We start from the raw sequence: 18,651 nt of genomic DNA on the forward strand, positions 1-18,651 counted from the left end.
GAGCTCAGCTGCTTCCGGCATTTTCTTTAAAGAAAATGGAAAAACAAAAGGAGGGAAAAAAGAAGCGGAAAAGAAAGGGAAAATCAGCCCGGCTAGCGGCAGGCAAGTCTTTTGCATGGTACAATGTTTCAAGGTGAAAAAATATGATAATAGCACAAGGACACAATTTGGAGCAACGCTTCGGAGCTGCTCCTATATTCAGCAAGGTAAACTTTTCAATTGAGAACAATGCCCGGATCGGCCTGGTCGGGCCAAACGGGGCCGGGAAAACAACCCTTTTAAAGATCATGACCGGCCGCCAGGAGGCCAGCCAGGGGGAATTTACCGTCAACAAGGGGATCGAGCTTGGCTACATCGCCCAGGAGCACGACTTTGACGAAGAGAAGTCGATCTGGGAAGAGATGCTGACGGTCTTCCAGCCCTTGATCGACCAGGGCCAGCAACTGGAGAAGCTGCAGTACGCCATCGCCGACCATCCGGAAGACGAAGAGCTTCTCCGCCGCCTGGACCAGGCCCAGTATAATTTTGAACAAGCCGGCGGCTATACCTACCAAGCCGAAATCAAGAGCATGCTCAACGGCTTCAACTTCCCGGAAGCGACCTGGAACAAGCAGATTGCCAGCCTGTCCGGCGGGGAAAAGACCCGGCTCAGCTTCGTCAAGCTCCTTTTAAAGAAGCCCCCGCTCTTGCTTTTGGACGAACCGACCAACTACCTGGACCTGGATACTTTGGACTGGCTGGAAGCCTTCCTTAAGAACTACCCAGGCGCCATCCTGACGGTTTCCCACGACCAGTACTTCTTGGACCACCTGGCCACGCAGATTTTTGAACTCCAGCATGGGGAACTGACGGTCTTTAAGGGCAACTACAGCCAGTACCTGGCGCAAAGAGAACTCCGCGACCAGCAGCAGGAAGCCGCTTATGAAAAGCAGCAGGAAGAGATCAAGCGCGAAGAAGAGTTCATCCAAAAGAACATCGTCCGCGCCTCTACCACCAAGCAGGCCCAAAGCCGGCGCAAGGCCCTGGAGAAGATGGAACTGGTCGACCCGCCAAAGCACAAGTCAAAAGTCCGGATCAAGTTTGACAGCGCCCGGCCGTCAGGCAAGGAAGTCTTGATCTTGAAGGACCTGGCCGTTGGCTATCCAGACAAGACCATGCTTAAGGACATCTCCTTCCAGATCAACAAGGGCGACCGGGTGGCCATCATTGGCCAAAACGGGATCGGCAAGTCCACCCTTTTAAAGACCGTCATGAAGCAGCTGCCGGTTAAGAGCGGGACCATTAAATACGGGGCCAGCCTGGACATCGGCTACTATGACCAGGAACTGCAAGGGTTAGACTATTCTAAGACCGTGATCGATACCATCTGGGACCGGCACAAGGACATGAACGAAAAGGACATCCGGTCCATCCTGGCCAGCTTTTTGTTCACGGCCAAGGACATCGACAAGCAGGTCAGCCAGCTGTCCGGGGGGCAAAGAGCCCGCTTGACCTTGACCGTCTTGTCCATGGAACACAACAACTTCCTTTTGATGGACGAACCGACCAACCACTTGGACCTGGACGCCAAGGAAGTTTTGGAAAAAGCTTTGGCCGATTACGACGGCACCCTCCTCTTCGTTTCCCACGACCGCTACTTCATCAACGAACTGGCCAACAAGATCGTCGTCGCTAAAGACGGCCAGGCCAAGATCTATGAGGGCAACTACACTTACTACTTAAGCGAAAAGGCCAAGGAAGAAGCCGCGCAGGAAGAAGCAGCCGCGCAGGAAGCGCCAGTCGTCAAGGCAGTCAGCGAAAACAAGCTCTCCTACCAGGAGCAGAAAAAGCGGGACTCGGAAAAGCGGAAACTGGAGCGGCAGGTCGCCCAGGCAGAAAAGGACCTGGAAGAGCTGGAAGCAAAAGAGCAAGAGATCCAGGAAGCCATGGCTGACCCGGCAATCGCCGCCGACTTCAGCAAGCTGGGGCCTCTCCAGGAAGACTTGACCGCTGTCCAGGAAAAGATCAGCCAAGTTAGCCAGGCTTGGGAAGATGCCTCCCTGGCCCTGGAAGAATTTTAATTTTAGGCAAAGGAAAAGCAAGTCCGTTACTGGACTTGCTTTTTTGTTGCATTTTCGTCTTGCTTTTTACTTGTAATCCTCAGCGTAAGGCAGTTCCATTGACGGGTCCGCGTCCAAGGTCAAGTCGGCAAAATTACCGGCCAGGTACTGGTTGTAAGCGGCAGCCCCGATCATGGCCGCGTTGTCCCCGCAGAGCTTAAGCGGCGGCAGGACAACCTTCGGTGCCTTTTCCAAAGCAGCGATCTCCTTGTTCATCCGCTCTCTTAAGCCCAGGTTGGCGGCAACCCCGCCCCCCATGATGAAGGTCTTGGGCTGGTACTGCCGGATGGCCCGCATGGTCTTTTCAGCCAAAACGTCCACCACGGCCGCCTGGAAGCTGGCCGCCAGGTCATACTTGTCTAATTCCTGCCCCAATTGGTCAGCATGGTGGCAGGTGTTGATAAAGGCACTCTTGAGGCCTGAGAAGGAGAAGTCGTAGTTGTCTTCATCGATCATGGCTCTCGGGAAGCCGAAAGTATCCTTACCCTGGTGGGCCCACTGGTCGATCGTCTTGCCGGCCGGGTAGTTGACCCCCAGGACCCGGCCGATCTTGTCGTAAGCTTCTCCGGCCGCGTCATCGCGGGTGTCGCCCACGATTTCAAAGTGGGTCGGGTCTTTCAGCAAGACAATTTCGGTGTGGCCGCCGGAAACCTGCAGGGCCAAAGCCGGGTACTCAACCGGTTCAACCAGCTGGGCAGCTGAAATGTGGCCCATGATGTGGTCCACCCCAATCAAAGGCAGGCCGGTCACCATGGAGGCCGCCTTGGCCGCGTTGATCCCGATCAAAAGGGCTCCGACCAGGCCTGGCCCGTGGGTCACGGCGATGGCGTCCAGATCTTCCCAGCTGACCTTGGCTTCTTCCAGGGCTTCCCGGGTAATCTGGGTAATCACTTCGATATGGTGGCGGCTGGCCACTTCCGGCACAACCCCGCCAAAGCGGGCATGGCTCTTGATTTGGGTAGCCACGACCAGGCTTTCAATCTCTGACCCGTTCTTGACCACGGCAGTCGAAGTCTCGTCACAGGAGCTTTCAAAAGCTAAAATGCGAATGTCTTTCTTTTCCTTCACAGTCAGTTCTTCTTTCTTAGATGGCAGATCATGTTCAAACCGTCGCTGTCCGGACGGTCATCATTATCGTAGTAGTTCTTGCGGACAAAATTGTCTTCAAAGCCAAGCTGCCGGTAGAGCTCTTGGGCCTTCTTGTTTTCGACCCGCACTTCCAAGGTGACCGCTTTAAGGTCAGCCGACTTGGCCAGGTCTAAAACCGTCTGAACCAGGTAGCTCCCGATCCCCTGCCCCTGCTCTTTCGGCACCACCGCTAAAAAGGTGATGTGGGCTTTAGAGAGACTGAAGCGGCAGCCGATAGCTCCGACCAAAAAGTCTCCCTCAAGCAAGAGCAAGTATAAGGAATCCCGGCGGCGCAATTCTTCGGCAAAGACTTCCTCGTCCCAGGGCAGGCGGCCGGCATAAACTTCCTTTTCCAGCAAAAGGAGGCGGGCAAGCTCGCCTGCCTCCGCCTTCTTTAAGCAGTATTCATGGCCGCTGATGCTGATTGCCCGGGGGGCAAACTGCACCAGGTCAGCTTTAAAGAATAGTCCCATAAGTCTAAACTTCTTCTACATATGCACTGTCTGCTGCAAATTCCTGGCCAGTCTTCTTTGCCCAGTCATACTCAGCCTGCGTCCGGCGCAGGTAGTTCGGCACGGCCTGGTCCGGATCAAGGACAGGAGCATTTACCGCCAAGCGGCCAATGGCACCGGCGTGCAGAAGGTTCTCTTCCCCTTCAGCCAGGCGCAGGTCCTTGTCAGCCAGCCCGGCCGTGATTTCTTCCTGGTACTTGCTGAAGTCGCTGCCGACAAAAATCACCTTCTGATCAGGCAGGGCCGCTACTTGCTCTAAGAGCTCGCTTAAGTGGTAGTGACCGTCTGCAATCACGGCTTCCTTGCCCCGGTAGGCACCGGCAAAGAAGTTCTTGTTTCTGGCGTCTAATGCGGCTACGATCAAGGCATCTTCACCGGCAAAGTTCTGGGCCAGGGCCTGTAAAGTTGAGACCCCAACCAGCTCTTTATGCAAAATGCTGGCAAACATCTTAGCCGTAGTCAAGCCAACTCTGAGGCCGGTATATGAACCAGGACCGATCGCCACCGCGAAACGGTCGATGTCTTTCAGCGCCAGGCCGTTTTCTGCCAGCAGACTGGCAATATCTGGATCAAGGTCAACGCTGTGGTTGCGCTGGTTCTCCTCGATCTTTTCGCTGACCAAGTGGTCAGCTTCATTCAAGGCAACGCTCAAGTCGCTCGTTGCCGTCGAAATGCTTAAAATCTTCATACTCTAACTTTTATTTCCTAAAATTTTCTACTCAGCTTGACCCGGGACAGGCCTTCCAAGACAAACCAAACCACGACCATCTGAATCCATGGAGTGATCATTTCCTTGAGGATCCGGCTGGACAAGGCGACCATAAAGTTGGCCCCGTACATCATGCTGACCCAAAGGGTGTTCAAGCCGATATTGCAGATTACCGTGACGCAGATTACGGACGCGATGACCCGCCAAATCTGGATGGGCTTCTTGTACAAGAAGAAGCCGTAGATCATTGGCCCCAAGGCCGCGGTCAAGGTGTAACCGATAAAGAAGCCGCCCAGGTTGCCAAAAATTGCAGATGAAACCAGGTCGCTCAAGGCACCGCCGGCAAAGCCCCACCAAGGCCCGAACAAGTAGCCCAGCATGACGCTGCCGATAAAGCCCAGGCCCACCTGCAGGGTGGCATCCCCGACCTTAAACTGTCCCAAAACCACCTTGATGGCGATAACCATAGCCAGTAAGACCAGCTCCCGCAACTCCAGCTTGCTGCTGACTTTTGATTCACTTTTCACAAGACTGTCCTCCTAAAAAATGGCTTAACAAAAACAACTGAATCAGTCTCTATTAAAGCACATTTTTTGCCAGTTTACCTCACAAAGTGCCATAAGTTCACCTTGCCGGGTAATGGCGTGGCAAGTCTTGACAGCGCCGTCTTCTTTTTCCTGCATAACCTGGCAGGCAACTTCATCGCCGTATTTAATTTCCTTCTCAAACTTGATAGCCAGGTCTTTCGGCTCATGGCTGTTGACGAAGTCCCGGGGAAGGCTGTCGACGATCCAGTCCAAATAGTGGGCGTTGTTGACGTGGTGGTTGGAGTCCAGGTCATAGTAGTAGGCCCGGTAGACCTTCTCGTCTTTGTAATCGTCTTTTGGCCGCAATTTCTTAAAGCGGGGCATCTTAGCTAAAAGGGGTGCTCCCAATTCCTCGGCGATTTTGTCATCGCTGGGCAAAAGCTTCCGGCTCTTCAAATCAAACAAAATCCACTGGCTGTGGGCAATTACCAGGTCTTTGCCGGCTTCGTCCGCAATGCCGAAGTCCCGGTAGGACAAAAAGCGGTTGTAGCCAACCGCGTCAGTCCAGACCCTGACCTTTTGCCCGGCCCGGGGAAGGCTGGTAAATTCAAACTCGTACTGAGTGACTACCCAGCCCCTGCCCCGCTCTTTCATGGCGCTAGCCCCGCCTAAAGTTGGCGCCAGCTGCCCTTCAGAGCTTTCCATCATCAGGTCGATCATTCTGGGCAATTTCAGCTGGCCGCTTTCCCCGCAGTCAGCATATTCCAGCTGGTAATCCTTGTAGTATCTCATTTTGCCCCCTCCTGGTGGTAGCGGTCATAGAGCTCGTTTTTGGAAACCCCCTGGCTCTTGGCCACCTGCTTGATGGCATCCTTTTTAGACACGCCTTGGGCTACTTGCTCTTTGACCAGCTTGACCAGGTCAGCCCAGTCCAAGGTCTTTTCTTCCGTGTTTGGCGACACCAAAACGACGAACTCGCCCCGGGGGTCGACTTCTTTAAAGTGCTGGATGACTTCTTCTAGGCTGCCGCGGACAAATTCTTCATGAATCTTGGTCAGTTCTCTGGCACAGACGATCTGCCGGCCACCTGGCAAAACTTCCGCCATCTGTTCTAAGGTCTTCAAGAGGCGGTGGGGTGCTTCATAAAAGATCGAGGTCGCTCTTGATGCGTTGATTTCTTCTAAAAAAGGCCGCTGCTGGCTGGCCTTGCGGGGCAAAAAGCCGTAGTAGGTAAAGGGCTGCCCGTCAAAGCCGGAAGCAATCAAGGCCGTGGCAAAAGCTGACGGGCCCGGCAGGGGAACAACTGGGACATTATTCTTGATGCATTCCTGGACCAAAATATAGCCGGGATCGGAAATCACCGGCATGCCGGCATCGCTGATCTCGGCGATTGTCGCCCCCTCCTGCATCAGCTTGACCAGTTCCGGCGCCTTTTCTTTCGAGTTGAACTTGTGAAAGGCCACCATCTTGTTGTGAATGCCCAGCCGGTCCAGCATGATCCCGCTGGTTCTGGTGTCTTCAGCAGCAATGTAGTCAGCCTCTTCCAAAATCCGCTTGGCCCGGATCGTAATGTCTTCCAGGTTGCCGATGGGGGTAGGCACCAAGTAGAGCTTGCCCTGCTGGTCATCCGCGTAGCTGTGTTGCGTTTGCATTATTTGTGCACCGACTTCTTTCCAAAATTATCCAAAATATCCAGGCAAAACATGCAGTCCGCGCTAGGATCCCGGTGGGTTCCGTAGTACATGTTGCAAATATGGTAGCCAGACTGGTAGATCTGCTTGAGCATGGCCATCCCGCTCTGGCTCTTGCCTTCGTGTTCTTTAACCGTCAATTTGTCCAGCTTCTCGCGCAAAAGCTGGTTTTCAACCTTGAGCTCGGTATTTTCCTTCAAGCTCTCCAGCACCTCCTGCTGCAGGGAGTCCATGCTCTTGAGCATGCGCTCCATCTGCTGCTGCAGCTGCTGCAATTTAGTATATGGGTCCACTTTCCTTACCGCCTTTACTGCTGCCACTTTAAGGCCAAATAGTCCAAATTGTTCAAAAAGCCGACATTACTCTGCCGCATCTGGTCAACCCGCATGAGGTCCGCCAAAAAGTCGGCCGCTTCCTGGTAGTCACCCTTCTCCAGGTCCTTTTCGCCCCACTTCTTGAGCAAAATCCAGACATACTTCTCCCAGGCCTTGGTCCCCTGCTTTTGCTTTTTAACCAGGCCCGCCAGCTGGTGGGCGGACACGATGGCCAAAGAGTCATGCTCGCGGAGCTCCTGGTAAAAATATTTTACCGCCTGGTCGACTTCCTGGCTGCTTTTCACCTGGTCAACTTCTTCCTGGCTCATCCCGTTGGCCAAAAGGAGCCTGTCCTTGCTGGAAGCAGCTTGCTGGCTGAAATTGATGATCTGGGTTCTGGACTTGATCGTCGGCAGAATCTGCCCGCCGTTATTGGCAATCAAGAAGGTGACTACCGGTGCCGCTGGCTCTTCCAGCAGGTTGAGCAGGGCGTTTGCCGCCGGCAGGGTCAATTTCTGGGCATGGTTGATCACGAAGTAGCGCCGGTCGCCTTCCAGAGGGCTCTTGGCTAATTCCTGCTTAAGCGGCCGGATCTGGTCAATCGCGATCGACTGCTTGTTTTCTTCCGTATCGATCAAAAAGACGTCCGGGTGGTTGCCGGCCAGAATCCGCCGGCAGGCCGGGCAGGTCCCGTCCGGCTTCTCTTCGCCCGTGCAGTTCACGTAGCAGATCAGCCAGTAGGCCGTGTTTAGGGCTTCCGCCTCATCACTTGACAAGAGCAAGTAGGCATGCGACAGCTGCCCCCGGTCCTGGGCTTGCTTGAGCTGCCGGGATTCAGAAGCACCAATTTGCTTTAAATCCAGCATTAAAAGTGCAGGAACTGGTCAACCGGCAAGACAAAGACCGTCGCGCCGCCGACCGTGATGTTGACCGGTTCAATCGGCTGCTCGAAGGAAATGCCAGGGTGAATGCCCGGGTTGATTGTTTCTTCTCTGGTTTGGGAATGTTCTTCGATCAGCTGCAAAACGCCGTCAACGTCTTCATCTTCCACCCCAAGCAAGAAGGTGGTGTTGCCTTCGCGCAAAAAGCCGCCCGTTGACGCCAGTTTAGTAGCGCCGACATTGTTGTCGACAAAAGCTGCCTGCAGGCGCTTGGCGTCTTCAGACTGGACAATGGCAATGATCAGTTTCATCTTGATCCCCCCTAAAACAATTCTGGAAATGTGCTTTTCACCAGTTTAACACTTGCGGCCACAACTTGCGGCAAATCTTGACTCGCGTCGACCACTTTTACCCGGTACGGGTGAGCCTGGTTAACCTTTTGGTAGCCCCGGTAGACCTCTTCATGGAAGGCCAGCTTCTCTTGTTCCAGCCGGTCTTCGCTGCCTGACCGGGCCTTGGCGATTCTGGCCAGGCCCTGGGCCGGGTCTAAATCCAAAAAGATGGTCAAGTCCGGCTCCAAGTGGCCGGTAGCGAAAGCGTTGATCTGGGCTACTTCATCAATTCCCAGTCCCCGCCCCTGGCCCTGGTAGGCCAAAGAAGAGTCGACAAAGCGGTCGGAGATGACCAGGTCCCCCCGCTTTAAAGCCGGATTGATGATCTCGCTGACATGCTGGGACCGGCTGGCCGCGTAGAGCAGGGCCTCGGTCTTGGCATTCATTTCCGTATTGGCCGGGTCCAGGATGATGTCGCGGATTTTTTCCGCGATTTTTGACCCACCTGGCTCCCGCGTTACTAAAATTTCCCGCTTACACTGGCCCTGGATGGCCTTGACGACTTCATTGATCACTGTCGTTTTGCCGGCGCCGTCGGGACCTTCAAAAGTGATAAAGTAACCTTGCATTTGAACTTGCCTCCTATCTATCTATTTTACAGAACTAAGGCTAGTATTTACAGACTTATCTTCCCACTAAATCTAGTAGGTAAAAATCGCAAAAAAATAATCCCCCAAAATCGGGAGATTATCAGCTTTTTATTGGGAAATGGCGTTGGTCACGCCGGTGTAAGAAGCATGGCGGTAGCGGGCCTCATCGTACAAAAAGGCATACTCAGCTCTTAAAATCTTGTCCGCCACGATATTGTCATCGGACATGTCTAGGGTCGTGTTGTCTAAACCCTTGCTAAGACTGATTTCCTGCTGCAGCTTTTCTACCAAAGCCATCAGCTTCTCATCTTCTGCTTGCTTGATTTTGTCGCTGTGCTTACTCATGCTATAGCTCCGTTCTACCTTGCACTGCCCGCTTCAAAGTGATCAAGTTGGCATACTCAATGTCTGAGCCGACCGCCAGACCCGCAGCCAGCCGGGTAACCTTGAGGCCGGCCGGCTTGATCAAGCGGGAAATGTACATGGCCGTTGACTCCCCTTCCGGGGTAGAATTAAGGGCCAAGATGACTTCTTTGGCGTCGTCGTTTTTCTGCAGGCGGACGATCAAGGACTTGATGTTGATCTGCTCCGGCCCGATCCCGTCCATCGGGGACAAGACCCCGTGCAGGACATGGTAGAGGCCGTCATATTCGCCCATATTTTCAAAGGCCATCACGTCCTTGGCTTCCTCAACCACCATGATGGTTGACCGGTCCCGGGCAGGATTGCTGCAGATGGCGCAAGGGTCTTGTTCGGTAATGTTGCCGCAGACCGAGCACTGGCGCAGCTTTTCCTTAACGTCGACCAGAGCCTGGGCAAATTCGTCCACGTCTTCTTTGGGCATGTCCATGGCGTAAAAGGCCAGGCGGGTCGCCGTCTTTTCACCGATGCCCGGCAGTTTCATGAAGGAATCGATCAAGCGGGCGATTGGCAATGGGTATTGCAAATTACATCAGGCCTTTCGTGTACTTGCCCAGGCTCTGCTGGGTTGCCTGGTCGATCTGCTTCAAGCCCTTGTTAACAGCGTCGATAACCAGGTCTTCCAGCATGTCCGGGTCATCCGGGTCAATGGCTTCCGGCTTGATGGACAAGCTCTTTAAAGTCCTGTCGCCGGTGAAAGTAGCCACTACCATGTCGTCAGCTGCCTTGCCGGTGAATTCCTGGGTCGTGATGTTTTCCTGTTCCTGGGCCATTTGTTCCTGCAGCTTCTTGGCTTGCTTCATCATCTGCTGCATGTTCATGCCGCCCATTCCTGGGAAAGCTGGTCTCTTGCTCATGAAAAAATCTCCTTTTACTGTTTCGTTTTTATCTGCTTAATTTTAACGCGAAAAAAGCTTTTTGGCGAATATTAGTCCTTGACCTGGGCCAAAGGGCCGAAAAGTTCTTCCGCCTTAGTCACGACCGCGTCGGCTGCCGCTTCCTCTGGCGGCGCCTGGTCCGGCAAAGGCGGCTCAGGAGCTGCTTCTTCTGCCGGCTGGGCTTGGGCTGGCTGGGCCTTGGCCCGGAGCTGACTGGCGTGTTCCTTGATGAAGTCCTGGCGGATCTTTGGCCAGGCTTTTTCGTCAACGATGGCGATGGTCCAGCTCTCCTTGGTCAATTGCTCCAGGTCAGCTTTGAGAGTTGCTAAAAATTCCTGCGGATTTGTAGCCAGCTGCCAGGCCCGGGACTGGCTGGACAAAAGGACTGCCCGGTCGCTGGCCGCGATCGGCTGCAAGAAGCCCAAGACCGTCTTGGCCGGCTCTTCCAGCATGCTTGGCAAGTCCCGGTCCCAAAGGTTGCGGGCCTCAGCTAAACCGGGCTTGGTGGCCTGGCTTAAGACCGCGTAGATTTCTTCCTGGCTGCTGGTGATTTCAGCCTGCAGGCTTTCGGCTTGCTGCTGCTTTTCCGCTGCCTGCTGGGCCACTTCGGTTGCCCCGCCCTTTTGCGTGTAGAGCTGCTGGTTGAGCTGGAAGACATGGCGGGGGCTGAAGGCCTGGCTTGGCCGCTGACTCAGCTGCTGAACCTGCTGGGTCAGCTGGTGGACTTGTTCTTTCAAGACCTTGATCTGCCGCTCTATGGCCGGGTTGCTGGCCGCGGAAGCAACTTGCGGGCCTGCCTGGCTGTTTTGCCGCTTCTGGCTGGCCTGGACTAAAAAGACTTCCAAGGGAATCTGCTGCTGGTTGGTAAAGCGGAGGCTGCCCAAGGCGTCATTAGCCTGGTCAATGATCTGGCTGAAACGGTCCGGGCTTTGCTGGGCAATTTCCTGGGCAAAGTCATCCGTCAGGAATTCCCCCTGCCCGGTTTTGGTAAAAAGCATGGCCTGGACGGTCAAGCTGATAACTTCATTTAAGATGTTTTGGGCGCTGGCCCCGTCCTGGATGGCAGACTTAGCCAGATCCAGGGCCGTCTGGCTGTCCCCATTTAAGAGGGCCAAAAGGAGCTTTTCGACTTGCTCCTGGGCGGCGAAACCGGTGACTTCCAGGGCGTCCTCGTAGCGGACACTGCTTTTTTCAAAAGAAAGGAGCTGGTCCAAAATGCTCAAGGCATCCCGCATCCCCCCGTCAGCGACTTGGGCGATGACCTTTAAGGCCTTGTCCTCATATTCGACCCCTTCCTGGCCCAGGATGTATTCCATCCGCTGGACCATAGCCTCATTTGAGAAGCGCTTGAAGTTGTAGCGCTGGGTTCTGGAAATGATAGTGGCCGGCACCTTCTGCAGTTCAGTCGTCGCCAAAATAAAGACGACGCTGGCCGGCGGTTCTTCCAAAGTCTTCAAAAGGGCATTGAAGGCTGAAATCGACAGCATGTGGACTTCGTCGATGATGTAAACCTTGTACTTGCCTTCAGTTGGGGCGTAGTGAACCTTGTCTAAAAGGTCGCGGATTTCGTCAACGCTGTTGTTTGAGGCCGCGTCCATTTCAATGATGTCCGGCATTGCCCCCTGGTCGGCGGCCAGGCAGTTGCTGCACTCGTTGCAAGGTTCGCCCGCTTGCAGGTTTAAACAGTTCAAGGCCTTGGCAAAAATCTTGGCGCAGGAGGTCTTCCCCGTCCCCCGCGGGCCGGCAAAAAGGAAGGCATGCGAGACCTTGCCCCGGATAAGTGAATTCTTGAGGGTATCGGTAATGGCTTCCTGCCCGACCACATCATCAAAGGTGCGCGGGCGCCATTTGCGATACAAAGCTTGATAAGCCATACATTCTCCCCGTAATGAAAAAGCTCCTAGCCCCGAAGAGCTAAGAGCCTGTTAATTGCTAAATAAAGGGCACATGCCCAAGCGACCTTAGTGCTGCTACCTTCCGGTCCTGACACGCTTCGGAGGTCGAACATTGCCCAACAAATATTGTAACCTAAACTAATCCTTTTGGCAATTTTCCTGGGCTTTTTTTGCTAATTTTTGCTTGCGGCGGATTTCCCGGAAGAAATCTTTCAAAAGCTGGGCCCCTTGCTCCTTGTAAAGACCCCGGATGACCTTGGGATGGTGGTTGAATTTTTCCACGCTGAAGAGGTCGACCACGCTGCCGGCGGCGCCGGCTTTGGGGTCCATGGCCGCGAAGTAGACTTCCTTGATCCGGGAGTTGATAATGGCTCCGGCACACATGGCGCAAGGCTCCAGGGTGACAAACAGGCTGCAATCGATTAAGCGCCAGGAGTCTAGCTTTTGGCAGGCCTCCTTAATGGCCAGGATTTCGGCATGGGCTGTCCCGTCTTCATCCAGCTCCCGCCGGTTGTAGCCCCGGCCGATGATCTGCCCGTCTGGCCCCACGACAACGGCCCCGATGGGAACCTCGTCTTGCCGGCGGGCCTTTTCCGCTTCCGCAAAGGCGGCCTCCATGTAGGTCTTTTTTTCTTCGCTTGAATACATTATTTCTTCACGCTCTTTAAAATGTAGTAGCCCTTGTCCCGGGTCAGGATTTCGCAGTTACCCAGGCTGGCGGCCATCAGCTTCTTCGCGCTCGGTGCCCCCTGCTTTTTCTGGATGACGACCAGCAGAATCCCGCCATCAGTTAAGTGGTCCTTGGCTTCTGACAAAATGCTGGACCAGATGGCTTTGCCGGCCCGGATCGGCGGGTTGGTCACGATCATGGCATATTGGCCGGAAACTTCTTGATAGCGGTCTGAGGCAAAAATATCGACGTTGCCTGCTCCGTTGGCCGCCGCGTTTCTTCTGGCCAGGTCCATGGCCCGTTCATTAACGTCAACCATGTCGACCTGCCGGTCTGGCCACTTTTTAGCGGCGAAAAGACCGATCGGGCCATAGCCGCAGCCGACATCCAGAATATTGCCGCCTGGCAAATCCTGGTCCAGCATCTGCTCAATCAAGACCCCGCTGCCGTAGTCGACCCGGTTTTTGGAAAAAACGCCGGCGTCCGTGGTCAGGTTTAAGTTAATGCCCTTAAGGTGGTAGTTAACATGGTGCTCATCATGGTCAACCGTGGGATTTTCAGTAAAGTATTGTTCAGCCATCTTATGCCTCGCTGATCTTTACGGCGTCACTGCCGTCGATTTCGCTGACCTGGACCTGGACGTCCTCGCTGGCCGCGGTTGGGATATTCTTACCGATAAAGTCCGGCCGGATCGGCAGTTCCCGGTGGCCCCGGTCGATCAAGACCGCCAGAGCGATCTTGGCTGGCCGGCCCTGGTCCATGATGGCATCCAGCGCTGCCCGGATGGTCCGGCCAGTGTAAAGGACGTCGTCAACCAGGATGACCGTCTTGCCAGTCAAGTCAAAGGAAGTGTCAAAGCTGGCAATGGCCTTGGCCTTTTCCTCCTGGCTGAGGTCGTCCCGGTAGGCGGAGATGTCCAAGGACAAGACCGGCAGCTGGCTGTCTTCAATCTTGGCCAGGCGGTCGCCGATTCTCTGGGCCAGGTACCAGCCCCGGGTCTTGATCCCGATTAAGACCAGGTTTTCGGTCCCCTGGTTTCTTTCCACGATTTCGTAGCTCATTCTGGTCAGAGCCCGGCGGATCCCCGCTTCATCCATGATTTGTTTGCTCATTTTTCTTCTCTCCGTATGGTAGTTTTTTTCTATTCTGTTGCTATTTTTTATTCTGGTAAAAAAGCATCGCTAACCATTTTATAAAACTGGCCCGGATGTAGTCAAATTCCGCCAGTTCTTTTCATAAGCGCTGGCCACCAGGTCCAGGTACTTGTCATAGTCAAGCGAATGCAAAATTGCTTCCTGCTCTTCAGCGGCAAGTAAGTTGACAGCCCGGTTTTCCACGTGCATGGACCAGTCAGGTGACAGATTAGGAATTTTCTGAACCGTGGCCTCCCGACCTTTTGCCAAGTTGCCCAGGCCGTTAGCCTTAAGGACGGACAGGGCTTCTTGGTCATGCTGGATCACGGCTTCCCCGCTTCTCTTGCGCTTGTTCAGCATGGCCGGGGTCAGCTTTTTAGCCGCGGCAGAATAAAGGTGAACCGTCTTCGGCAGGCCGTCTTGATAGATAAAGACCCGGTTGTAGCGCTGCAAGATTAAGAGCTGGCCGGCATCCCCCCGGCCGAAAATACAGTTAGCCCGCTCCTTGCTGTGGTTGGCTGAGAGGACATTTTGGAACATTCTGAGCCGGTGGGCCGGGTCTGGGAAGGCTTGCTCAGCTTCCGCCAGAATCTGCCGGCCCAGGTTCCGGTCAAAAGGCGCTGCCAGGTCTGTTCTTTTTTCCAGCAGGTAGCGGCTGAGGGCCCAGTCGATGATGGCCGGGTGGGCCAGGGACTTGGTCGGGCTGGTGTCCTTCCGGCAAGCCAGGCTGCCTGAGGCAGACAGGACCTTGGTCAAGTCCGGGCTGGCTTCCAGGCGGTTGTTGGAGTCTTTAGAAACCAGGTAGAGTTCTTCTGGCACGATCTCCACCCCGATTTCAGCGGCTTCTTTAGCCAGGATCTTTCGGTTTAAGTCCGCGTCTAATACTGAGTAAAGGCCATCAGTGTTGGTTGACACGATCCGGGCGCCGGCATAGGTCTGGGCCTGGCCGATCATATAAGTGAAGAGCTGGCCGATGATCCGCATGGACCGGATCCGGTTGTTCATTCTAATAGAGGACGGCACTTGCCCCTCTCTTGGGTCAGCGGCCCCGGTAGCTGAGTTTAAGATCAGCTTGGTCCCTTCTCTTTCGATATTGAACATCCGCCGCTCTTCGGCGCTGTATTGGGGATCGGTCCGCTTTTTGTCCAATTCCTGCTTTCTTTCAAAGATCGCCGTATACCGGTCTTCGCCTAAGCGGTCATTGTAAAAAGCATTCAAGCGCCGGAGCATGTTTGGATAGTAGGAAGTAAAGTCCTCGTGGTTGGTCAGGTCGCTGGAAGTAAAGGCATAGCGGTCATCCAACCGGACCCGGCTTCCCTGCTTTTTGAAAACGGTTGGTTCATCTTGACTGAAGTTCCGCCAAAACTGCCCCCGGTCAGCCGGATCCGTCTGCTCCATCAGCTTGATCGTTGCTTTAGCGGTCAGGAAAGTCTGGTACTTTTCCACCCGGCCGTCTGGCAGGGTAACTTCCCTGGCCTTACGCAAGTCCAAAGGATCTGGATAAAGCTTTTGCACATAAGCCAGGTCAGCCTGCTTTTTCTCCCAAAGGGCATGGTCTTTTAAATAAAGGTCACGGTTATATTCTGACCCATGCAGGCCGCCGACGGAGAAAGTAATGTAGCAAGTCGATGGCTGGCCGTCCTTTTGGTAGTAGAAAAGGTTGGTATCTTCGTTTTCGACATCACTTAAGTCGCTGACCGGCAGGGCCTGGTCGCCGTAATCTTCCCGGTATTCTTTTGAAGGATTGAAGTTCTTGCCGGCAAACTGCTTGTAGTAGTCATAAACCCGGTCGAACTTCTTGCGTAAGTTTTCGTCCTCAAAGAGCTTGTAGAAAAAGTCCCGGCTTTCTTCCAGGATGTCTCTCTGCTTTTCGCCCGTTTTTTCCGCCACGCTGGCCGCCGGGTACAAGAAAGAAACAGCCCGGTCGTCTTTTAAGCGGCCGTATGGGCAGATGGTCCGGCGGGCGAAATTAGCAGAAGAAGAATCGATGGTCAAGCGGTCTTTTCTGACAAAGGCCGGGCCGATTTTCTCCTGGTAGCTGTCCCCGTCTTCTTGGTAGATCAAGTCCGGGTACTGACCCAAGAGGCCCTTTTTCAAAATGAACTGCCCCTGGTAGTAAGGATGGCAGAAAAGCTCCTTTAAATTGACCACGTCAGAGACATTGTAGGCAATGAGATCTGCCAGTTCTTCGGGACTGGTCAAATAGTCCTGGCCGGGCTTTAACTTGTCACTTTCCAGAATCTGCCAGCCCAGCATCCCCAAAAGGCGCTTGAGGCCAACCCGTCTTTGCCGCTCATTGAGCTGGGCCACGTCGATATGGCGGCCGGACATCTGGAAGTTTTTGGCAACTAAGCCCATGGTCTTGTCCTGCCAAAGGCGCAGGCGCATGTTGCCGATATAGCGGCTGAAGAGCTCATCGTTAAAGTCCCGCATCTCCCTGGCCGTCACGGCTGAAAAGCGGTCCCGCTTGCCACTTTCGCCAGGCTGCCAGGCTCTAGTGAAGTAGTAGGCCAGCATGGTCAAGTCGTAGTTGCTGGAATTGTAGCCCATCAGGTAGGGCGCTTCTTCTTCCTGGTAGCCGGCGTCAGTATCGCAGACCGGACGGAACTGGCCCGGGAAAGAGGACGGGGCTTGAGGATCATTGACGTATTGGGCATCTGAAACCCCAAAGGTCTGGGCCAGGCGGGCGGAAGCTGCGCTTGAACGGAGATTGTAGTAGTAGATCTTTCCTTTAAAGTTCTGGTTCTTCTCCCGGATCCGCCGGGCAGCAGCCTTCTTAAAGTCCAGGCTGTCTTTGTCATTTAAGGCCGGATCATCAACTAGGTAATAGATGTCAACCCGCTGGTCGTCTGGCCGGTAGCAGGACAAGGTAAAAGCGTTGGTCAAAGATTCGATATCGTAGAAATAAGAATTGAGTCGGCTCATTTTTTCCTCCAGTCGTTTACTTACATTTTAGCAAAAAGCAAGAAAAAAGCGGGCCATCAGGTCCGCTCCCTTGTCCTGCCGTGCAGCTGCTCATAGCGCTCCAGCGGCATTGAGGTTACATGATAATTCTTGCAATAAGGACACCGGTAAGCCCGAATCGGCATCGGCCGCCAGTGCTCATGGTTGATTTCACGCAGGTGAACGGTCACCTCTTCCTGGTAAAGAAACAAGTCGGCATCAAACTTCGTCTTAAAGGCCCGCTTGCCGCTGGGACAAGCCAGCAGACGGCTGCGGCGGGCGCGCCGGTAAGCCTTACTGGCTTTACTCTTCGTCATTGCCATGCCCCCTTACTTTCTTCAGAAGTAAAACAGCAGATCACTGAATCCTTATGTCAATATTCACTTTCTAGCTTGATTTTATCACCATTCGCCTGCCTGCTCAATTAATAGCCGCTTTTCACCAAGATTTTAGTAAGCGCTCTATTGTTTTTTAATTAAATAAGGGCGATAATGAACTAGTGTGCAAAGAATATTTCATGAATTCTTAGGAGGCAAAATGAGAAAATTAACTAAGTCTGTCGTGACTGCTTTGTCACTGGCAACCGCAACACTGTCAGTAATTCCGCAAGCAGCCGCTCCGGCAGAGGCAGCTACTCAGACCAAGACCAGCAAAGAATATAAGGATGGCAGCTATACTGTAGCTGCCAGCTTCTATGACAGCGGCAGCAAGGTTTATTCAACTGAAGCCAGCTTTTTGACGGCAGCCGCAGCCAAGGTCACGATCAAGAGCAAGAAGATCTCTTCAGTGTCCTTCACCCTGGCCAAGGACAGCCCGGTCTACAGCGACTTGACCATCAACGGCTCCAAGGCAAAGACCAGCACTGGCAAGGACGGCAGCGTAATCTACACCTTTGCTGCTGGTGCCTACCAAACCAGCTCAAAGGCTGCTAGCTTCACGGTCAACGGCTCCAAGTTCAGCGCTGATGTTGTCTTCGGTGCTTTGCCAAGCTCAGCCTTTGCAACTGTCACTGAAACTTCAGCAGTTGTTAAGAAGAAGGTGCAAAAGAACTCAGCCGTTTACAACCGTGACGGGGCCAAGACCAAGTACAAGACTATCAAAGCCGGCAAGACCGTTACTACTTACGGGACTTTAACCCGGGGGACTACTAAGTACTACAAGATTTCCAAGACCGCAAGCAAGTACATCAAGGCTTCTAACGTCGATGGCCGCTACATCAGCTTGAAGAACGCGGCTGCCGTTTACACCCAGGACCTGAAGAAGACCAAGACCAGCTACAAGAAGGGCAAGAAGGTTTACGCTTACGCCTACGCTATCTTGGGCGGAGAAAAGTACTACAAGCTGGGTACTAACAAGTACATCAAGGCCTTGAACGCTGACGGCCGCTACATCACTGTCAAGCACGGCGCGGCTGTTTACAGCAAGGACTTGAAGAAGACCGGCTCATCTTACAGTGAAGGCAAGAAGGTCTTGACCTTCGGCCGGACCACTTTGAGCAACAAGAAGAAGTACTACCAAGTTGGCCAAAACAAGTTCATCGTTGCTTCTAACGTTGACGGCAAGACCCGGACTTTGAAGAAGAATGCCTACATCTACAAGAAGTCCAAGGGCAAGGCTGTCCGCTACAAGAAGTACGTCTTGAAGAAGAACAGTCACCGCAAGACTTACGGCAGCGCCGTAACGATCAAGGGCAAGAAGTACTACATCATCTCAGTTGGCCAATACGTGGTTAAGTCCAACTTCCGCTAAAATTGAATACAGCTAGGAAAGGTTCTGCTTTTGCAGAATCTTTTTTGATTGTTTTTTAATTCGAGAAGGGCGATAATAAATTAATATCTTAATCAGCAAATTTGACTAATCCCGGGAGGC

The 18,651-nt window shown here is 53.6% G+C and carries 21 protein-coding genes and 1 other RNA gene; 2 read left to right on the forward strand and 20 right to left on the reverse strand.

The window, feature by feature from the left end:
- Positions 1-143: 143 nt before the first annotated feature.
- Positions 144-2,060, forward strand: coding sequence for an ABC-F family ATP-binding cassette domain-containing protein (locus ACLUXO_RS03945; RefSeq protein WP_412136405.1), 1,917 nt, complete (start codon positions 144-146; stop codon positions 2,058-2,060).
- A gap of 66 nt (positions 2,061-2,126) precedes the next feature.
- Here ACLUXO_RS03945 and tsaD read toward each other — a convergent pair whose 3' ends face one another.
- The 20 genes from tsaD to ACLUXO_RS04045 all read right to left on the reverse strand — a co-directional run bounded on the left by tsaD (position 2,127) and on the right by ACLUXO_RS04045 (position 17,099).
- Entirely contained in the window at positions 2,127-3,167 is a 1,041-nt protein-coding gene (tsaD, locus tag ACLUXO_RS03950; protein ID WP_412136406.1) for a tRNA (adenosine(37)-N6)-threonylcarbamoyltransferase complex transferase subunit TsaD, read from the reverse strand.
- Positions 3,168-3,169: 2 nt separating this feature from the next.
- Entirely contained in the window at positions 3,170-3,700 is a 531-nt protein-coding gene (gene rimI / locus ACLUXO_RS03955) for a ribosomal protein S18-alanine N-acetyltransferase (protein WP_412136407.1), read from the reverse strand.
- Between the two features lie 4 nt (positions 3,701-3,704).
- Positions 3,705-4,427: a tRNA (adenosine(37)-N6)-threonylcarbamoyltransferase complex dimerization subunit type 1 TsaB gene (tsaB, locus tag ACLUXO_RS03960; RefSeq protein WP_412136408.1), complete on the reverse strand. Its 723-nt coding sequence runs from the start codon at positions 4,425-4,427 to the stop codon at positions 3,705-3,707.
- Positions 4,428-4,444: 17 nt separating this feature from the next.
- A complete protein-coding gene (locus ACLUXO_RS03965) occupies positions 4,445-4,975 on the reverse strand; it encodes a folate family ECF transporter S component (RefSeq protein ID WP_300615388.1) in 531 nt (176 codons plus the stop codon).
- Positions 4,976-5,017: 42 nt separating this feature from the next.
- Positions 5,018-5,767 carry an acyl-[acyl-carrier-protein] thioesterase gene (locus tag ACLUXO_RS03970; RefSeq protein ID WP_412136409.1) on the reverse strand — a complete coding sequence of 250 codons (750 nt, stop codon included), beginning with the start codon at positions 5,765-5,767 and terminating at the stop codon, positions 5,018-5,020.
- Positions 5,764-6,627: a 16S rRNA (cytidine(1402)-2'-O)-methyltransferase gene (gene rsmI, locus ACLUXO_RS03975; RefSeq protein ID WP_300615384.1), complete on the reverse strand. Its 864-nt coding sequence runs from the start codon at positions 6,625-6,627 to the stop codon at positions 5,764-5,766. The genes ACLUXO_RS03970 and rsmI overlap by 4 nt, the downstream gene beginning before the upstream one ends.
- A complete protein-coding gene (yabA, locus tag ACLUXO_RS03980) occupies positions 6,627-6,959 on the reverse strand; it encodes a DNA replication initiation control protein YabA (protein WP_050890498.1) in 333 nt (110 codons plus the stop codon). The genes rsmI and yabA overlap by 1 nt, the downstream gene beginning before the upstream one ends.
- A 14-nt stretch (positions 6,960-6,973) precedes the next feature.
- A complete protein-coding gene (locus tag ACLUXO_RS03985) occupies positions 6,974-7,846 on the reverse strand; it encodes a DNA polymerase III subunit delta (RefSeq protein ID WP_412136410.1) in 873 nt (290 codons plus the stop codon).
- On the reverse strand, positions 7,846-8,172 hold the full coding sequence (locus ACLUXO_RS03990) for a cyclic-di-AMP receptor (RefSeq protein WP_412136411.1): 327 nt from the start codon (positions 8,170-8,172) through the stop codon (positions 7,846-7,848). The genes ACLUXO_RS03985 and ACLUXO_RS03990 overlap by 1 nt, the downstream gene beginning before the upstream one ends.
- An 11-nt stretch (positions 8,173-8,183) precedes the next feature.
- Positions 8,184-8,822 carry a dTMP kinase gene (gene tmk, locus ACLUXO_RS03995; protein WP_412136412.1) on the reverse strand — a complete coding sequence of 213 codons (639 nt, stop codon included), beginning with the start codon at positions 8,820-8,822 and terminating at the stop codon, positions 8,184-8,186.
- A gap of 129 nt (positions 8,823-8,951) precedes the next feature.
- Entirely contained in the window at positions 8,952-9,188 is a 237-nt protein-coding gene (locus ACLUXO_RS04000; protein WP_270449054.1) for a YaaL family protein, read from the reverse strand.
- A gap of 1 nt (position 9,189) precedes the next feature.
- Positions 9,190-9,789 (reverse strand): recombination mediator RecR, encoded by a 600-nt coding sequence (recR, locus tag ACLUXO_RS04005; RefSeq protein ID WP_412136413.1) that lies wholly within the window; start codon positions 9,787-9,789, stop codon positions 9,190-9,192.
- A gap of 1 nt (position 9,790) precedes the next feature.
- Positions 9,791-10,120, reverse strand: coding sequence for a YbaB/EbfC family nucleoid-associated protein (locus ACLUXO_RS04010; RefSeq protein WP_270449056.1), 330 nt, complete (start codon positions 10,118-10,120; stop codon positions 9,791-9,793).
- Positions 10,121-10,191: 71 nt separating this feature from the next.
- A complete protein-coding gene (gene dnaX, locus ACLUXO_RS04015; RefSeq protein WP_412136414.1) occupies positions 10,192-12,015 on the reverse strand; it encodes a DNA polymerase III subunit gamma/tau in 1,824 nt (607 codons plus the stop codon).
- Between the two features lie 53 nt (positions 12,016-12,068).
- An RNA gene (ffs, locus tag ACLUXO_RS04020) (signal recognition particle sRNA small type) lies at positions 12,069-12,165 on the reverse strand.
- Positions 12,166-12,174: 9 nt separating this feature from the next.
- On the reverse strand, positions 12,175-12,684 hold the full coding sequence (gene tadA, locus ACLUXO_RS04025; protein WP_003615755.1) for a tRNA adenosine(34) deaminase TadA: 510 nt from the start codon (positions 12,682-12,684) through the stop codon (positions 12,175-12,177).
- Positions 12,684-13,286: a class I SAM-dependent methyltransferase gene (locus ACLUXO_RS04030; protein WP_412136415.1), complete on the reverse strand. Its 603-nt coding sequence runs from the start codon at positions 13,284-13,286 to the stop codon at positions 12,684-12,686. The genes tadA and ACLUXO_RS04030 overlap by 1 nt, the downstream gene beginning before the upstream one ends.
- A gap of 1 nt (position 13,287) precedes the next feature.
- A complete protein-coding gene (gene pyrR, locus ACLUXO_RS04035) occupies positions 13,288-13,818 on the reverse strand; it encodes a bifunctional pyr operon transcriptional regulator/uracil phosphoribosyltransferase PyrR (protein WP_412136416.1) in 531 nt (176 codons plus the stop codon).
- Positions 13,819-13,896: 78 nt separating this feature from the next.
- The gene (locus tag ACLUXO_RS04040; RefSeq protein WP_412136417.1) at positions 13,897-16,764 is read right to left on the reverse strand and encodes a hypothetical protein; all 2,868 of its coding nucleotides are present in this window, start codon (positions 16,762-16,764) and stop codon (positions 13,897-13,899) included.
- A gap of 56 nt (positions 16,765-16,820) precedes the next feature.
- On the reverse strand, positions 16,821-17,099 hold the full coding sequence (locus tag ACLUXO_RS04045) for a hypothetical protein (RefSeq protein ID WP_412136418.1): 279 nt from the start codon (positions 17,097-17,099) through the stop codon (positions 16,821-16,823).
- Positions 17,100-17,319: 220 nt separating this feature from the next.
- On the opposite strand from ACLUXO_RS04045, the gene ACLUXO_RS04050 reads away from it, so the two are divergent.
- Positions 17,320-18,531, forward strand: a complete 1,212-nt coding sequence (locus tag ACLUXO_RS04050) for an SLAP domain-containing protein (RefSeq protein WP_412136419.1) — start codon at positions 17,320-17,322, stop codon at positions 18,529-18,531.
- Positions 18,532-18,651: the final 120 nt, after the last annotated feature.

Origin of the sequence: Lactobacillus delbrueckii subsp. bulgaricus, assembly GCF_046938665.1 — a bacterium.
Classification (GTDB): Bacteria; Bacillota; Bacilli; order Lactobacillales; family Lactobacillaceae; genus Lactobacillus; species Lactobacillus delbrueckii_C.

Bases quoted from the DNA above. Each gene is read 5' to 3' on its own strand.
- tadA (WP_003615755.1), bottom strand. From the start codon at position 12,684: ATGTATTCAAGCGAAGAAAAAAAGACCTACATGGAGGCCGCCTTTGCG.
- ACLUXO_RS04050 (WP_412136419.1), top strand. From the start codon at position 17,320: ATGAGAAAATTAACTAAGTCTGTCGTGACTGCTTTGTCACTGGCAACC.
- ACLUXO_RS04010 (WP_270449056.1), bottom strand. From the start codon at position 10,120: ATGAGCAAGAGACCAGCTTTCCCAGGAATGGGCGGCATGAACATGCAG.
- tsaB (WP_412136408.1), bottom strand. From the start codon at position 4,427: ATGAAGATTTTAAGCATTTCGACGGCAACGAGCGACTTGAGCGTTGCC.
- tmk (WP_412136412.1), bottom strand. From the start codon at position 8,822: ATGCAAGGTTACTTTATCACTTTTGAAGGTCCCGACGGCGCCGGCAAA.
- ACLUXO_RS03990 (WP_412136411.1), bottom strand. From the start codon at position 8,172: ATGAAACTGATCATTGCCATTGTCCAGTCTGAAGACGCCAAGCGCCTG.
- rsmI (WP_300615384.1), bottom strand. From the start codon at position 6,627: ATGCAAACGCAACACAGCTACGCGGATGACCAGCAGGGCAAGCTCTAC.
- ACLUXO_RS04000 (WP_270449054.1), bottom strand. From the start codon at position 9,188: ATGAGTAAGCACAGCGACAAAATCAAGCAAGCAGAAGATGAGAAGCTG.
- ACLUXO_RS04030 (WP_412136415.1), bottom strand. From the start codon at position 13,286: ATGGCTGAACAATACTTTACTGAAAATCCCACGGTTGACCATGATGAG.
- dnaX (WP_412136414.1), bottom strand. From the start codon at position 12,015: ATGGCTTATCAAGCTTTGTATCGCAAATGGCGCCCGCGCACCTTTGAT.
- pyrR (WP_412136416.1), bottom strand. From the start codon at position 13,818: ATGAGCAAACAAATCATGGATGAAGCGGGGATCCGCCGGGCTCTGACC.
- ACLUXO_RS03985 (WP_412136410.1), bottom strand. From the start codon at position 7,846: ATGCTGGATTTAAAGCAAATTGGTGCTTCTGAATCCCGGCAGCTCAAG.
- rimI (WP_412136407.1), bottom strand. From the start codon at position 3,700: ATGGGACTATTCTTTAAAGCTGACCTGGTGCAGTTTGCCCCCCGGGCA.
- ACLUXO_RS04040 (WP_412136417.1), bottom strand. From the start codon at position 16,764: ATGAGCCGACTCAATTCTTATTTCTACGATATCGAATCTTTGACCAAC.
- ACLUXO_RS04045 (WP_412136418.1), bottom strand. From the start codon at position 17,099: ATGACGAAGAGTAAAGCCAGTAAGGCTTACCGGCGCGCCCGCCGCAGC.
- ACLUXO_RS03945 (WP_412136405.1), top strand. From the start codon at position 144: ATGATAATAGCACAAGGACACAATTTGGAGCAACGCTTCGGAGCTGCT.
- ACLUXO_RS03970 (WP_412136409.1), bottom strand. From the start codon at position 5,767: ATGAGATACTACAAGGATTACCAGCTGGAATATGCTGACTGCGGGGAA.